This window comes from Desulfohalovibrio reitneri (assembly GCF_000711295.1).
Classification (GTDB): Bacteria; Desulfobacterota; Desulfovibrionia; order Desulfovibrionales; family Desulfovibrionaceae; genus Desulfohalovibrio; species Desulfohalovibrio reitneri.
In genome coordinates this window covers 496,392-509,402 of sequence record NZ_JOMJ01000004.1, presented here as the reverse complement: position 1 = coordinate 509,402, position 13,011 = coordinate 496,392, and the positions used below count along the sequence as shown (strand labels likewise).

Sequence of the window (13,011 nt, the reverse complement as noted above, 5' to 3'; positions counted from 1 at the left end):
CGGATTATCAGAGCAGGTGGGGCTGGTTGCACAGCTCCTGGAGGCGGTAGCGCAGGTTCGTGTTGCGCTCGAAGGAGCGGGTGTTCTTCAGGGCCAGGGCCACGGCCTTGTGCCCGCCCACCAGCACCACCAGCGACCGTGCCCGGGTGAGCGCCGTGTACAGCAGGTTGCGTTGCAGCAGCACGAAATGCTGGGTGAGCAGCGGCACCACCACGGCCGGATACTCGCTGCCCTGCGACTTGTGCACGCTCACGGCGTACGCTAGCTTCAACTCGTCCAGGTCGGCCAGGTCGTAGACGATGCTGCGGCCGTCGATGTCCACCATGGCGCCCTCTTGCGGGTCCACTTCCTCCACCAGGCCCAGGTCGCCGTTGAATACTTCCTTGTCGTAGTTGTTGCGGGTCTGCAGCACCCTGTCCCCCTGGCGCAGGCGCAGGGAGCCGCGCCGTATCTCCGCCATGCCGGGGCGCAGGGGATTGAGCCCCTCCTGCAGGCGCTCGTTGAGGGTCTGGGTGCCCACCTCGCCCTTGTGCATGGGGGTCAGCACCTGGATGTCCTTGATGGGATCCAGGCCGTAGGCGGCGGGGATGCGGTCCAGCACGCAGGACTCAACCAGGGCGCGCACCCGGGCGGGGTCGTCCTGGCGAATCCACCAGAAGTCCTTCTCCGGCGGGTCGGTCCCGCCGTCCTCCTGGGGAAACTCGCCCTGGTTGACCCGGTGGGCGTTGCGCACGATGCCGGATTGCAAGGCCTGGCGGTAGATGCGGGTCAGGCGCAGGTGGGGCACGCACTCGGAGTCCAGCAGGTCGGCCAGCACGTTGCCCGGCCCCACCGAAGGCAGCTGGTTCACGTCGCCCACCAGGATAAGGCGGCAGGTCAGCGGCAGGGCGCGCAGAAGCGCCACAAAGAGGCCGATGTCCAGCATGGAGGCCTCGTCAACGATGACCGCCTGGGCGCGCAGCTTGCTCTCCTCGTTCTTGCCGAAGCCGCCTCCCGGCTGGAATTGCAGCAGCCGGTGCAGGGTGGAGGCCTCGTGCCCAGCCGCCTCGCTCAGCCGCTTGGCCGCCCGGCCCGTGGGCGCGGCCAGCCGCAGCTTCAGCCCGGCCCGCTCCATGGCCCGCACGATCATGCGGGTGATGGTGGTCTTACCCGTACCCGGACCGCCGGTGACGATGTACGCCTTGTGCGACAGCGCGCCCAGCACCGCCTCCCGCTGCTCCGAGGAAAGCGTCAACCTCGCCTCGCTCTCCAGCTCGGGCAGCATGGACTCCACTTCCGGGGCCAGGTCGCGGCCGCAGGGGTGGTCCAGAAGCGCCTGCACCCGGGTGGCCGCCTCGTTCTCCTGGCGGTAGAAGAGGTGCAGGTAGACGGCCCGCTCCACGTTCTGGGCGGGCAGGGGCATGACCACGACGCGCTTGCGCTCTGCCAGCCGCTCCAGGGCGTCCTCGAAGCGGTCCTCGTCGATGCCGCCCAGCATTTCCGAGACCATGGGGTAGAGGTCTGCGGCTTCCGTGAACAAATGCCCCTGGTCTGAGAGTTGGTGCAGGCGGTAGACGGTGGCCGCCTCCACCCGCTGGGGGCTGTCCGGGGCGAAGCCCAGCCGCTGGGCCATGCGGTCGGCCGTGCGGAAGCCAACGCCCTTGATGCGGTAAGCCAGCTCGTAGGGGTTCTCCTGCAACGCGCCCACCGCGCCGGTGCCGTAAATCTCGAAAATGCGCGAGGCGTAGGTGGTGGACACCTCGTGGCTCTGCAAAAAGAGCATCAGCCCCCGCACCTCGCGCTGCTCGCGCCAGGACTCCTTGATGCCCTCCAGCTTCTTCTCACCGATCTTGTCCACTTCCAGCAGCCGCTCAGGCTCGTCGTCCAGGATGTCCAGCACCCCGGTGCCGAAGCGGGCCACCATGCGCTCGGCCGTGGCCCGGCCCACCCCTTTAATGAGGCCGGATGACAGGAAGCGGATGATGCCGTTCTCAGTGGCCGGATAGGTCTGCACGAAGGAGCTGACCTCGAACTGGCTGCCGAAGCGGGGATGCTCCTTCCAGTGGCCCCACAGCTCCAGCATCTCGCCGGGTGTCAGGCCGCCCATGCGGCCGACGATGGTGATGTCGCCGGGCTCGTCCGGGGAGGACAGCCGGGCCACGGTGAAGCCGGACTCCTCGTTCTGGTAGGAAATGGTCCGCACCTCGCCCTTGAGGCGCACCTCGCCGTCGGGCTGTTGCAGGTCGGGGGCCAGGGCGTGCTGGGAATGGGGGGCGTCGCCGCGCCCCCCTTGGGATTCAGGCAATGACGGGAATCGGCTGGCTCAGGCCACCACGGTTTCGGCGTGGGCGCGGCCCAGGGCCTTGTAGTTCTTGGGGCCCAGCTTGGGGCCGAAGCGCTCGGCGATGGAATCCTCCATGGCCTCGGCCGGGAGGATATCCACGGCCCGCAAAAGCGCCCCGAGCATGGTGGTGTTGGTGATGGGCACCCCCAGCTCCTCCAGGGCCACCTTCTGGGCGTCCACCGTGGCCACGCGCGGCCAGCCGTACTTTCGCTTCAGCTCCTCGGCGGAGCGGTTGGTGTTGACCACCACCACGCCGTCCTCGGCCAGCCCCTCGGCCACGTCCACTATGTCCAACAGGGACGGGTCCAGCACCAGCACGACGTCCGGCTTGTAGATCTTTTCCCGCAGGCGGATCTGCTCGCCACTGACGCGTACGAAGGCCACCACCGGCGCGCCGCGCCGCTCCGGGCCGAAACTGGGGAACGCCTGGGCGAACCGCCCCTGGTCGATGACCGCCTTGGCCAGCAGCTCGGCGCTGGTCACGCCGCCCTGGCCGCCACGTCCGTGGATGCGAATCTCAAGCATGGCCTCACTCTCCCGTGCTGGTTGGTTCCTCGACTACCCTATACCCCAGGAGCGGACGCTTTACAATTTCTGTCGATGCAGAAGCGACTGACGCAGGGTCTCCCTGTCCACGTACTTGACCTCCGAGCCCAGAGGAATGCCCTGGGCCAGCCGGGTCAGCCCCACGGCCGGGAAATCCTTCTCCACCATGTTCTTGACGTAGGAGGCCGTGGCCTCCGCCTCCATGGTGGTGCCCAGGGCCAGGATGAGTTCCCGCACGTTCCCTTCGGCCAGCCGCTCGCGCAGGGCGTCGATCTCCAGCTGCGAGGCGTCCGCGCCCTCCAGCGGGGCCAGCAGGCCACCAAGCACCATGTAGCGGCCGGTGAAGAAGCCGCCCTCCTCCATGCTCAGCAGGCTGTCCCACTCCCCCACCAGGCACAATTGGCTGTCGTCGCGGCCCGGGTCGGCGCAGATGGGGCAGGGGTCGTTTTCCGCCAGGGCGTGGCAGCGCGAGCAGAAGCACAGCGACTCCCGCAGGGTGAGGATGGCCTCCCCCAGGGCGTCGGCCCGTTCGCGCGGCCACTTGAGCAGGGTCAGGGCGATGCGCAGGGCGGACTTGGGCCCCAGGCCGGGGAGCTTGGCCAGCCGCTCGCTGAGATCGCGCAGCGGACCGGGCAGGCTGTCCATGCTAGAACATGCCCGGGAAGTTCATGCCGCCGGTCAGCTCGCCCATCTCGTCCTCCTGCATCTGCTTGCCTTTCTTCTGGGCCTCCTTGCAGGCGGCCAGGACCAGATCCTGCAGCATTTCCACGTCCTCGGGGTCCACCACCGAGGGGTCGATCTTCAGGCCCACGAGGTCGCCCTGGCCGTTGGCCGTGGCCGTGACCATGCCGCCGCCGGCCTGGGCCTCCACGGTCTTTTGGGCCAGTTCCTCCTGCACCTTCTCCATCTTCTTGTGCATCTGCTGGGCCTGGCGCATCAAATCGTTCATGCCGCGCATGGTGTTTTCCTCCGTCTGTTCCGTGCCTAGCCCTGGCCGCGGTCGGGACGGATCTCGATGATCCGCGCGCCCAAGGTGTTCACGACGTGCTTGATGGTGGGATGCTCCTTGATTTCCTCATGAAGCTCCCGGTTGGTCTTTCTGGCCGGCTGCCCGCCTCCCGTCCCTTCCGGCCCCGACGATGGCGGCGGAGGCGGCGGCGAGGCCGCCCGCTCCTCCTCGCCCGGAGGGGGAGCCAAGGGCGGCTCCTCGTCCATGTAGGGCGGCGGCGCGGGAGGCTCCTCGCGCGGGGGCTGGGGCCGCGCCCCGGCGCGGAGACGCTGGGGTTCCGAAGGCTTGGGCGGTTCCGGCGCGGGCTTGGGGGCTGCCTTGGGGGCTGCCTCCGGGCGGGAAGCCTGTTGCCCGGCCGCCTCCGAAGGTGCGGCGGAAGCGCCTGAAGCGCCGGAGTCCGCCTGCCCGGCGGATTGCCCACCGGACGGCGGCTGTCCGCCCTGCCCCGGGCCTTGCCCGCCACCCGGTCCGGGCCCCGCTCTCCCGCGCCGGGACCGGAAAGGTCCAGCAGGCGGGGCATGGAGGCCATGTTGAACAGCAGCAGTTCCAGGGCCTGGGCTGGCTCCAGGGAGGTCAGCACCCGCCGCTGCCCCTCCAGGGTCAGCTGCCAGCAGGCGTGCACATGGCCGGGCGACAGCGCGGCCGCCCGCTTCTTCCATTCCTCCAGCTCCTCGGCCGGCATGTCCAGCAGCTCGGCTGCCTGGTCGCCACCCTGCCCCAAAAGAAACATGTCGCGCCAGCAGGAGGCCAGCTCGCGCAGGAAAAATCCCAGGTCCAGCCCCTGGTCCAGCACCTGCCGCAGCAGCCCGGCCAGGGCGGGGCAGTCCCCCTTGGCCACGGCGTCCACCACGGCGAAGAATACCTCCTTGCCCGCCAGCCCTAATACGCCCCGGATGTCGGCGGCCGTCAGCCGCTCCCCGCCCAGGGCCAGCCCTTGGGAGAGCAGCGACATGGCGTCGCGCACGCTGCCCGCGCCGCGCCTGGCGATGAGGCGCACCGCCTCCTCCTCGTACTCCACGCCCTCGCGGGACAGGAGCCCGGACAAATGCTCCTCCAGCGCGCCCTGGAGCAGCCGCTTGAAGGTGAAGTGCTGGCAACGGGAAATGATGGTGGCCGGGAACTTGTGCGGCTCGGTGGTGGCCAGCACGAAGCAGGCGTGAGGCGGCGGCTCCTCCAGGGTCTTGAGCAGGGAGTTGAAGGCCTCGTTTGTCAGCATGTGGGCCTCGTCCACGATGAAGACCTTGTAGCGGCCCTGGATGGGGGCGTAGCCGATGTCCTCCTTCAGCCTGCGGGCGTCCTCGATGCCCCGGTTGGAGGCGGCGTCGATCTCCACCACGTCCACGGCCGAACCGGCCATGACCTGCCTGCAGTGGGAGCACTGGTTGCACGGCTCGGCGGTGGGGGCGGTCTGGCAGTTGAGCGCCTTGGCCAGGATGCGGGCCAGGGTGGTCTTGCCCACCCCGCGCGTGCCGGAGAAAAGATAGGCCGGAGCCACGGCGTCGGCGGCCGTTGCCCGGGAAAGCACGTTGCGCACGGCCTCCTGGCCGACCACGTCGGCGAAGGTCTGCGGGCGGTATTTTGCGGTCAGGCTCTGGCTGGACATTCGGGAAGGGAAGATAGGACATGGCGGCGGCCCGGTCCAGGGGAAAACCGGGCCGCCGCCTTATGAACAGTGGAGGCTAGATGGTGTAGTAGTCGAGCCAGTGCTCGTACTTGGGGTTCTCGCCCTTGACCACCTTGAAGAACTCCTCCTGCAGCTTGCGGGCCACGGGCCCGGCCTGCCCCTCGCCGATGGTGCGGCGGTCCGCCTCGCGGATGGGGGTCAACTCCGCGGCCGTGCCGGTGAAGAAGGCCTCCTCGGCGATGTAGAGCTTGTCGCGGGTGAAGCGTTCCTCCACCACGGTATAGCCCAGGTCGCGGGCCAGCTCGATGACCGAGTTGCGGGTCAGCCCGGCCAGGATGGAGGTCAGCGGTGTGGTCTTGATGATGCCGTTGCGCACGATGAAGATGTTCTCGCCGCTGCCCTCGGCCACGTAGCCTTCCGTGTCCAGCAGCACGGCCTCGTCGTAGCCGTCGGCCACGGCCTCGGTCTTGGCCAGCACGGAGTTGACGTAGTTGCCGCAGGCCTTGGCCTTGGTCATCATGATGTTCACGTGGTGGCGGGTGAAGGTGGAGGTCTTGACCCGGATGCCCTTGAGCAGGGCGTCGTCGCCCAGGTACGCCCCCCACGGCCAGGTGGCGATGGCCACGCGGATGGGGTTTGTGCCCGGATGCACGCCCATGGCGCCCGCTCCCACGAAGACCAGCGGCCGGATGTAGCCCTCTTCCAGCTTGTTGGCCTTGAGCGTCTCGATAATGGCGTTGTTGATCTCCTCCTCGGTGAAGGGGATCTCCATGCCCAGAATCTTGGCCGAGTCGAACAGCCGCCTGGTGTGCTCCTTCAGGCGGAATACGGCGGAACGGCCGTCGCTGGTCTTGTAGGCCCGAATGCCCTCGAACGCGCCCAGCCCGTAGTGCAGGGTATGGGTCAGCACGTGGACGTTGGCCTCGTCCCAGTCCACCAGCTTGCCGTCGAACCAGATCTTGTCCGCCTTGATGGCCATGAATCGCTCCTTGAAAGGTTGCCGGACACCCCCGCCAGCCCCGTGCCGCAGGGGAATTCAAGCTTGCTACCCCAAGCCTTGAGCCCGGGTCAAGACTGTCGGCGCCCAACACCTCGCACCAACCCAAATCGGGGCGGCCGACCCGATTGCCTCCACCCCCCGACCTGGGGTATCCACAAATAATCCAAGGAGCACATACTCATGCGCGTAAACAAGATTCTCCTGCCGGTCGACGGCTCCACCCACTCCCGCAAGGCCTGCGAGATGGCCATCGAGCAGGCCCGGGCCAACAAGGCCTCCATCATCCTCCTGCACTGCCACAAGCCCGTGCCCCTGGCCCTGGGGCAGCCCAACTTCCAGGAAATGACCGAGTACTACTCCCGCGAGGCCAACGACCTCCTGGCCCCCTTCCGCGAAATGCTGGAGGACTCGGGCATCGAATACCAGGACAAGGTCATCGGCGGCCCCACCGCCTCCGTCATCGTGGAAGTCGCCGAAGCCGAGGAATGCGACCTCGTCATCATGGGCACACGCGGCAAGTCCAACCTGGAAGGACTCGTCCTCGGCAGCGTCACCCACCGCGTCCTGCAAACCTCCCCCTGCCCCGTCCTGGTTGTAAGATAGACCAGACGGACGTTCCTGGCGGGAGTGTGCGCGGCATATATGCCGCGCACACTCCCGCTTTTTTTGGAAAAAAGGAAGATTTCGCCCTTCGGGCGACCAGGGGCTGCGCGCCTCCTGGACCCTGCGGCAAAATAATTTTGCATTTGTATTCGCGGAATTGGGGTCGGTGGCGTGCGAACAGGGAGCGCCCCGGCGAAGGCGCAAACGGAGAAACACTTTAGCGAACAAAACCTCTTACTGATCGCCTGCTCACGCAGTGAAACTATAACCGCTGCGGGGCGTGTTTTGGGCAAGGCGGCTGGTGCGCCGCACACGAAAAAACAATCTTGTGGAAAATGCCTCGCTTTCAGCCCACCTGAAAAACCCATTCCGACAAAATGCCCCTGGCTAGACGGGTGAGAGCGAATATGCCTTGTTGCGGCCCAATCTCCATGGAAACAAAACCACTCATCGAATGGTTTTTACCACATTTGTAGTAATCATCGGCCGCCAAACAAGTCAAACCCAAAGCATTTTCTTTTCGCGTTATCAGCGGACACCCACTGCACGCCATTTCCGTACCTCTTTTACAAATTCAACCACCTAACCCGCCAGGCATTCTGTGGATCGGGATGACAGGCCGGGCAGTTGCTGTTATTCGCGCTTCCCCCCTTATACTATCCAACGGAAGGAGATACGAGATGAACTGGCCGAAAAACAATGACGTGCTCGGAAGCGTCAATCGCGGCAACGCCATCGAATCAGGGCTGTGCACTCTGTGCAGGGCCGATTGCCAAGGAAAGTGCGAGACGTGGCTGTCCTCCATGCGCGGACGCGAAGTCCTGTATCCCCGCGATTTCGGACTGGTCACAGCCGGCAGCGGCAACACCACCCATGTGGGCGTTTCCTACAACTCTCTGCGCATCCAGGGCCTGAACTACGGCGCCATGGGGTCCGCCAAGACGGACGAGGACCTCCTCTTCACCGACGTGAGCCTCGAAACCTCCTTTGGCGCCAGCGAAGAGACCAAGTGCCGCGTCCCCTTCATGACCGGCGCCCTCGGCTCCACCTTCATCGCCGCCAAATACTGGGACGCCTTCGCCGCCGGCTGCGCGCTGGTGGGCGCCCCCATCGTCGTCGGCGAAAACGTCGTCGGCGTGGACCGGGAAGCCGAGCTCAGCAACGGCCGCATCGTCAAGGCCCCGGAGCTGGAACGCCGCATCGACACCTACATGCGCTACTACGACGGCTACGGCGCCATCATCGTGCAGTTGAACGTCGAGGACACCCGCAACGGAGTGGCCGAGTACCTGGCCGACAACTACGGCGACAAGGTCATCGTCGAGCTCAAATGGGGCCAGGGGGCCAAGAACATCGGCGGCGAAATCGAGGTCTCCAGCCTGGACTACGCGCTGTTCCTGAAAAAGCGCGGCTACCTCGTCGACCCCGACCCGGAGAAGCCCGAGGTCCAGGAAGGCTTCCGCCAGGGCGCCATCAAGCATTTCGCCCGCCACAGCCGTCTGGGCTACACCAACCTCTCCACCTACGAGCAGGTGCGCGACGAGTTCTACGACACCGTGAACTACCTGCGGAAACTCGGCTTCAAGCGCATCTCCCTCAAGACCGGCTCCTACGGCATGGAAGCGCTGGCCATGGCCATCAAGTTCGCCTCGGAAATGGAGCTTGACCTGCTGACCATGGACGGCTCCGGCGGCGGCACCGGCATGAGCCCCTGGAACATGATGGAAAGCTGGGGCGTCCCGTCCATCCTGCTGCATGCCAAGGCCCACGAATACGCATCCCATCTGGCCGCCAGGGGCCGCCCGGTGGTGGACATGTCCTTCGCCGGCGGCTTCGCCAAAGGCAGCAACATCTTCAAGGCCATGGCCCTGGGCGCTCCCTTCACCAAGCTGATCTGCATGGGCCGCGCCATGATGATCCCCGGGTTCCTCGGCGCCAACATCGAGGGCGTCCTGCACCCCGAACGCCGCGCGCAACTCAACGGCAACTGGGACAAGCTCCCCGCCGCGGTAGCCGCCTACGGCGGCACGGCCGAGGAGATCTTCACCTGCTACCAGGACGTGAAGGCCAAGGTCGGCAAGGACGAGATGAAGAACGTGCCCCTCGGCGCCGTGGCCATCTGGTGCCTGGTGGACAAGCTCTCCGCCGGGCTGCAGCAACTGCTGTGCGGCGCCCGCAAGTTCTCCCTGCAGGACATCTCGCGCAACGACATCGCTTCCGCCAACCGCGAAACGGAATGCGAAACCGGCGTCCCCTTCATCACCGACGTCATGGACGAGACCGCCAAGCGCATCCTCGACCTCTAGGCGCTTCAGGTAAATACAAATCAGGCAAGGCCCGCGCGGAAACGCGCGGGCCTTGCTTTTTTTTCGTGGGAAGAAGGGAAGATTTCGCCCTTCGGGCGACCAGGGCCTGCGCGGCCCTGGACCCGCGGCAAAGTAACTTTGCATGTACATTCGCGGGATTGAGGTCGGTGGCGCGCGAACAGGGAGCGCCCCGGCGAAGATGCGATTGCGGGGCTATTAATGCCAGTAGTGCATTCTTCCCCCACTACACGCCCGCAGGCTGTTCAAAACAGCACCGGATGTGAGGCGCCGGAAAACGCGCCCCGAGCACTGTAAAAGACGCGAGGGGCATCATTTTTCGCGACAGCGAAGCGGAAGGTGCTTTATGGACTGCCTGCTAGCTCCCGCGTAAATGGTCCGCCACGGCCAGCACGGTGTTCACGTAGCGGCTGGACTGGTTGTAGCGGTAGAGGACACGTTTTTGGCGCCAGCGGGAGTGCATGGAGTTTTTCCAGCCGTTGGCGCGGAGGAAGTTGCCCATGCTGGGCAGGGCGTCTTCCACGGCGAAGAGGTCCACCTTGCCGTCGCCGTCGCCATCCACGCCGAACTCCAGGGCGTTGGAGGGCATGAACTGGGCCAGACCGATGGCCCCGTAAATGGAGCCGGGCATGTGCAGTGGGTCGTACCCCGCCGCCCGGGCGTAGCGCAGCAAGGAGGCAAGCTCTTCGTAGGCCCAGTCCGCTTTTTGGCGCATGCGGCGTTCCACCCAGCGTTTCTGCCCTTTGGTGACGTAGCGGTCCTTCATGTAGGGCTCGACCTGCGCATAGTGGCGGCTGACGGCCATGGAGGCCAAGTTGGAGAGGGCCTTTTTCTCGCCCAGATAGCTGCCCAGGTTGGTCTCCACGGTGAGGATTCCCACCAGAACCTCTCCGGGCGGTCCGTAGTCTCGGTTGACGTTGAGCAGCAAGTCGGCGTGCTCGTCGAAGAAGTCGGTGGCGCGCTTGAGGCGGCCCTCGGTCATGACCGAGGTGTACACGCCGGGCCCATCCTCATCCGGGGAAGGCTCGGGGAAGCGGCAGTCGGCAGGGGCGGGCTGGCTGCAGACGGCCAGCTTGTCGAAGATGTCCCAGGTGACCTGTCCGGTGACCCGCAGCCCCGAAGCGTGCTCGAAGCCGCGCACGGCCCGGCGGGTGCGGGGACCCACGCGGCCGTCCACCGGCCCCGCCGGATAGCCCAGGCGGTTGAGGTGGCGCTGCACGCCCTTGACCATGAGCCAAGCGTATTTGGTGTGGTACAGGACGCGCATCTTGCGCCCCATGACGTCCGGGTCGTAAGCGGTCTGTGGATGGTCGAAAACCCGGCGCATGGCCTGGCGGTCGAAGCCATCCGCCACCAGCCTGTCAACCAGGCCGTCCCATGGGGAATCCTTCCCCGCCGCCGGAGCGGGCGCGGCGAACAACATCGCCAGCACCGCCAGAAAGATCGCCTGCCTTACTCCCGCGTGAAGACCAGTGTTGCGGAAAGCGACACTGCACCAGGAAGGAGCGCGCATGGTGTTCTCCCCCCGGGCTCTGCATGATTGCCCGGAACTGCATGCAGGATGACAGCTTTCGCAGAGGCGGGCAAGTTACATTTGGGCAAAAATCATGCGGCGGGGTCGTGTCCGCGCGGTCTGGACAGACTTTCCGGCACGGTGTGAAAGCCAGCGCACCGCCCACGTTCGCCGTGTTCGCGGTTTATGGGGAAGCTGCGGCACTTGAGCGGTCGATGCGCATGAATCGAGCAGGTGGTTTCCCCTCCGTTGCCGCGATGCAGCCAGGGGCACCCCGCGAAGTGTTTTCCGGTGCGTGGATTGCGCCAAGCTGTATAGAGCACGTAGCTGGCGCGTCGTTCCGGTACGACCAGCCGCAAGATGCGTTCCTGTCCCGCTTCCCTCCAGTACTCCACCTCTTCCAGGGTCAATCTGCCGTGCACGGCGTCGGCCATGGAGCAGCACCCCCCGCAGCGGCGGCAGGCGAAACCAGCCGGGGTGCGGGCATACCCGGCCAGGGCGGCCCCGCGCAGTTCTCCCGCTTCCATGTCCAGCAGAACGGCCGCTTCCTCCGCGGCTCGCCGGGTGTCCTCGGCGCGGTCGCGTTCCAGGTAGTGATAGAAGGGGTTGGGATAGACCACCTCGCCCAGGAACGAGTGGGCGGCGATGCTGAGCACGGTTCCGTCGCGCAGGCAGCGGTCGCGCACGGCGAAGCCCCGGCGCAGCAGGTACTTTTCCAGCACGGACAGGCTGAATCCGCCTGGTACGGGAGCGTTGGTCACGTTTTACCTCGCATGGTCGATATGGGTGGCTCCATGTACCAATCCGGAGAAAAGAGCAAGTCCTTTGACGTTGCCGGAGGCAAGGGCTACATTCCCTCGACCAAATTCACTTTCAAGTCCCAGCAGGAGCAGGCTGTGGAACAGTTCGCCAGGGTGCATCGGCTCCCCCCCTACGTTTTCGCCCAGGTCAACGACCTGAAGATGCGCATGCGCCGTCAAGGCGAAGACATCGTCGACCTCGGCATGGGCAACCCGGATATTCCCACCCCCCAGCACATCGTGGACAAGCTCTGCGAGGCCACCCACAAAGGGGTCAACCACCGCTACTCCGCTTCCAAGGGCATCAAGGGCCTGCGGCTGGCCATCGCCAACTGGTACCTCAACCGGTACGGCGTGGAGCTGGATTCCGATCAGGAGTGCGTGGTCACCATGGGGGCCAAGGAGGGCATGTCCCACCTCATGCTGGTCATGCTCTCCCCTGGCGACGTGGTATTCACCCCGGACCCGGCCTACCCCATCCACCCCTACGCCGCCATCATCGCGGGGGCGGACGTCCGCCGTATCCCCATCGGCAAGGACCGCGACTTCTTCAAGGACTTGGCCGTGGCCACCCACCAGACCTGGCCCAAGCCCAAGCTGCTGGTCATCAACTACCCGCACAACCCCACCACCGAGCTGGCAGACCTGGACTTCTTCCAGGCCATCGTGGACTGGGCCAAGGAGAACGGCGTCTGGGTCATCCACGACCTGGCATACGCCGACTTCACCTTCGACGGCTACACCTGCCCCTCCTTCCTCCAGGCCAAGGGCGCCAAGGACGTGGGCGTGGAGTTCTTCTCCCTGTCCAAGTCCTACTCCATGCCCGGCTGGCGGGTGGGATTCTGCTGCGGCAACGAGGCCATGGTCCAGGCCCTGACCCGCATCAAGTCCTACCTGGACTACGGCATTTTCCAGCCCATCCAGATCGCCGCCACCGTGGCGCTGAACGGTCCCCAGGAGTGCGTGCGGGAGATCATGGACACCTACCAGGACCGCCGCGACGCCCTGTGCGACGGCCTCAACCGGGTGGGCTGGGAGATCGAGAAGCCGACGGCCACGCAATTCGTCTGGGCCAAGATTCCGGAGCAATTCAAGGACATGGGCTCGGTGGAGTTTTCCAAGATGCTGCTTAAGAAGGCGCGGGTGGCGGTGGCCCCCGGCCTGGGCTTCGGCCACTATGGCGACGACCACGTTCGCTTCGCCCTGGTGGAGAACCGCCACCGCATCAATCAAGCCGTGCGCGGCATCAAGAGCATTCTCGGAGGCTAG

Annotated in this window: 11 protein-coding genes; 3 read left to right on the top strand and 8 right to left on the bottom strand. The window is 65.8% G+C overall.

Features of this window, described 5'->3' with window-relative positions:
- Nucleotides 1–7 precede the first annotated feature (7 nt).
- The 6 genes from recD2 to N911_RS0114910 form a co-directional block, all read right to left on the bottom strand.
- Complete coding sequence (gene recD2 / locus N911_RS0114935; RefSeq protein ID WP_029898531.1) at nucleotides 8–2,200, bottom strand: SF1B family DNA helicase RecD2; 2,193 nt, start codon at nucleotides 2,198–2,200, stop codon at nucleotides 8–10.
- A gap of 102 nt (nucleotides 2,201–2,302) precedes the next feature.
- Nucleotides 2,303–2,848 (bottom strand): pyruvate ferredoxin oxidoreductase subunit gamma, encoded by a 546-nt coding sequence (locus N911_RS0114930; protein ID WP_029898529.1) that lies wholly within the window; start codon nucleotides 2,846–2,848, stop codon nucleotides 2,303–2,305.
- A 60-nt stretch (nucleotides 2,849–2,908) separates the two neighbouring features.
- Nucleotides 2,909–3,514 carry a recombination mediator RecR gene (recR, locus tag N911_RS0114925; RefSeq protein WP_029898527.1) on the bottom strand — a complete coding sequence of 202 codons (606 nt, stop codon included), beginning with the start codon at nucleotides 3,512–3,514 and terminating at the stop codon, nucleotides 2,909–2,911.
- Between the two features lies 1 nt (nucleotide 3,515).
- Entirely contained in the window at nucleotides 3,516–3,827 is a 312-nt protein-coding gene (locus N911_RS0114920) for a YbaB/EbfC family nucleoid-associated protein (protein ID WP_029898526.1), read from the bottom strand.
- Nucleotides 3,828–3,906: 79 nt separating this feature from the next.
- A complete protein-coding gene (gene dnaX, locus N911_RS0114915; RefSeq protein WP_237559988.1) occupies nucleotides 3,907–5,481 on the bottom strand; it encodes a DNA polymerase III subunit gamma/tau in 1,575 nt (524 codons plus the stop codon).
- A 76-nt stretch (nucleotides 5,482–5,557) separates the two neighbouring features.
- On the bottom strand, nucleotides 5,558–6,481 hold the full coding sequence (locus N911_RS0114910; RefSeq protein ID WP_029898522.1) for a branched-chain amino acid transaminase: 924 nt from the start codon (nucleotides 6,479–6,481) through the stop codon (nucleotides 5,558–5,560).
- 201 nt (nucleotides 6,482–6,682) lie between these two features.
- Between N911_RS0114910 and N911_RS0114905 the strand changes: the two genes are divergently transcribed.
- Nucleotides 6,683–7,105, top strand: coding sequence for a universal stress protein (locus N911_RS0114905; protein ID WP_029898520.1), 423 nt, complete (start codon nucleotides 6,683–6,685; stop codon nucleotides 7,103–7,105).
- A 680-nt stretch (nucleotides 7,106–7,785) separates the two neighbouring features.
- Entirely contained in the window at nucleotides 7,786–9,411 is a 1,626-nt protein-coding gene (locus tag N911_RS0114900; RefSeq protein WP_029898518.1) for a glutamate synthase-related protein, read from the top strand.
- A gap of 376 nt (nucleotides 9,412–9,787) precedes the next feature.
- Here N911_RS0114900 and N911_RS17760 read toward each other — a convergent pair whose 3' ends face one another.
- On the bottom strand, nucleotides 9,788–10,942 hold the full coding sequence (locus N911_RS17760) for a lytic murein transglycosylase (protein ID WP_081859276.1): 1,155 nt from the start codon (nucleotides 10,940–10,942) through the stop codon (nucleotides 9,788–9,790).
- 92 nt (nucleotides 10,943–11,034) lie between these two features.
- The gene (locus N911_RS0114890) at nucleotides 11,035–11,703 is read right to left on the bottom strand and encodes a YkgJ family cysteine cluster protein (RefSeq protein WP_051694473.1); all 669 of its coding nucleotides are present in this window, start codon (nucleotides 11,701–11,703) and stop codon (nucleotides 11,035–11,037) included.
- A 135-nt stretch (nucleotides 11,704–11,838) separates the two neighbouring features.
- Between N911_RS0114890 and N911_RS0114885 the strand changes: the two genes are divergently transcribed.
- Nucleotides 11,839–13,011 (top strand): aminotransferase class I/II-fold pyridoxal phosphate-dependent enzyme, encoded by a 1,173-nt coding sequence (locus N911_RS0114885; RefSeq protein ID WP_029898513.1) that lies wholly within the window; start codon nucleotides 11,839–11,841, stop codon nucleotides 13,009–13,011.

Bases quoted from the DNA above. Each gene is read 5' to 3' on its own strand.
- N911_RS17760 (WP_081859276.1), bottom strand. From the start codon at position 10,942: ATGCGCGCTCCTTCCTGGTGCAGTGTCGCTTTCCGCAACACTGGTCTT.
- N911_RS0114920 (WP_029898526.1), bottom strand. From the start codon at position 3,827: ATGCGCGGCATGAACGATTTGATGCGCCAGGCCCAGCAGATGCACAAG.
- recR (WP_029898527.1), bottom strand. From the start codon at position 3,514: ATGGACAGCCTGCCCGGTCCGCTGCGCGATCTCAGCGAGCGGCTGGCC.
- dnaX (WP_237559988.1), bottom strand. From the start codon at position 5,481: ATGTCCAGCCAGAGCCTGACCGCAAAATACCGCCCGCAGACCTTCGCC.
- N911_RS0114900 (WP_029898518.1), top strand. From the start codon at position 7,786: ATGAACTGGCCGAAAAACAATGACGTGCTCGGAAGCGTCAATCGCGGC.
- N911_RS0114930 (WP_029898529.1), bottom strand. From the start codon at position 2,848: ATGCTTGAGATTCGCATCCACGGACGTGGCGGCCAGGGCGGCGTGACC.
- N911_RS0114905 (WP_029898520.1), top strand. From the start codon at position 6,683: ATGCGCGTAAACAAGATTCTCCTGCCGGTCGACGGCTCCACCCACTCC.
- N911_RS0114910 (WP_029898522.1), bottom strand. From the start codon at position 6,481: ATGGCCATCAAGGCGGACAAGATCTGGTTCGACGGCAAGCTGGTGGAC.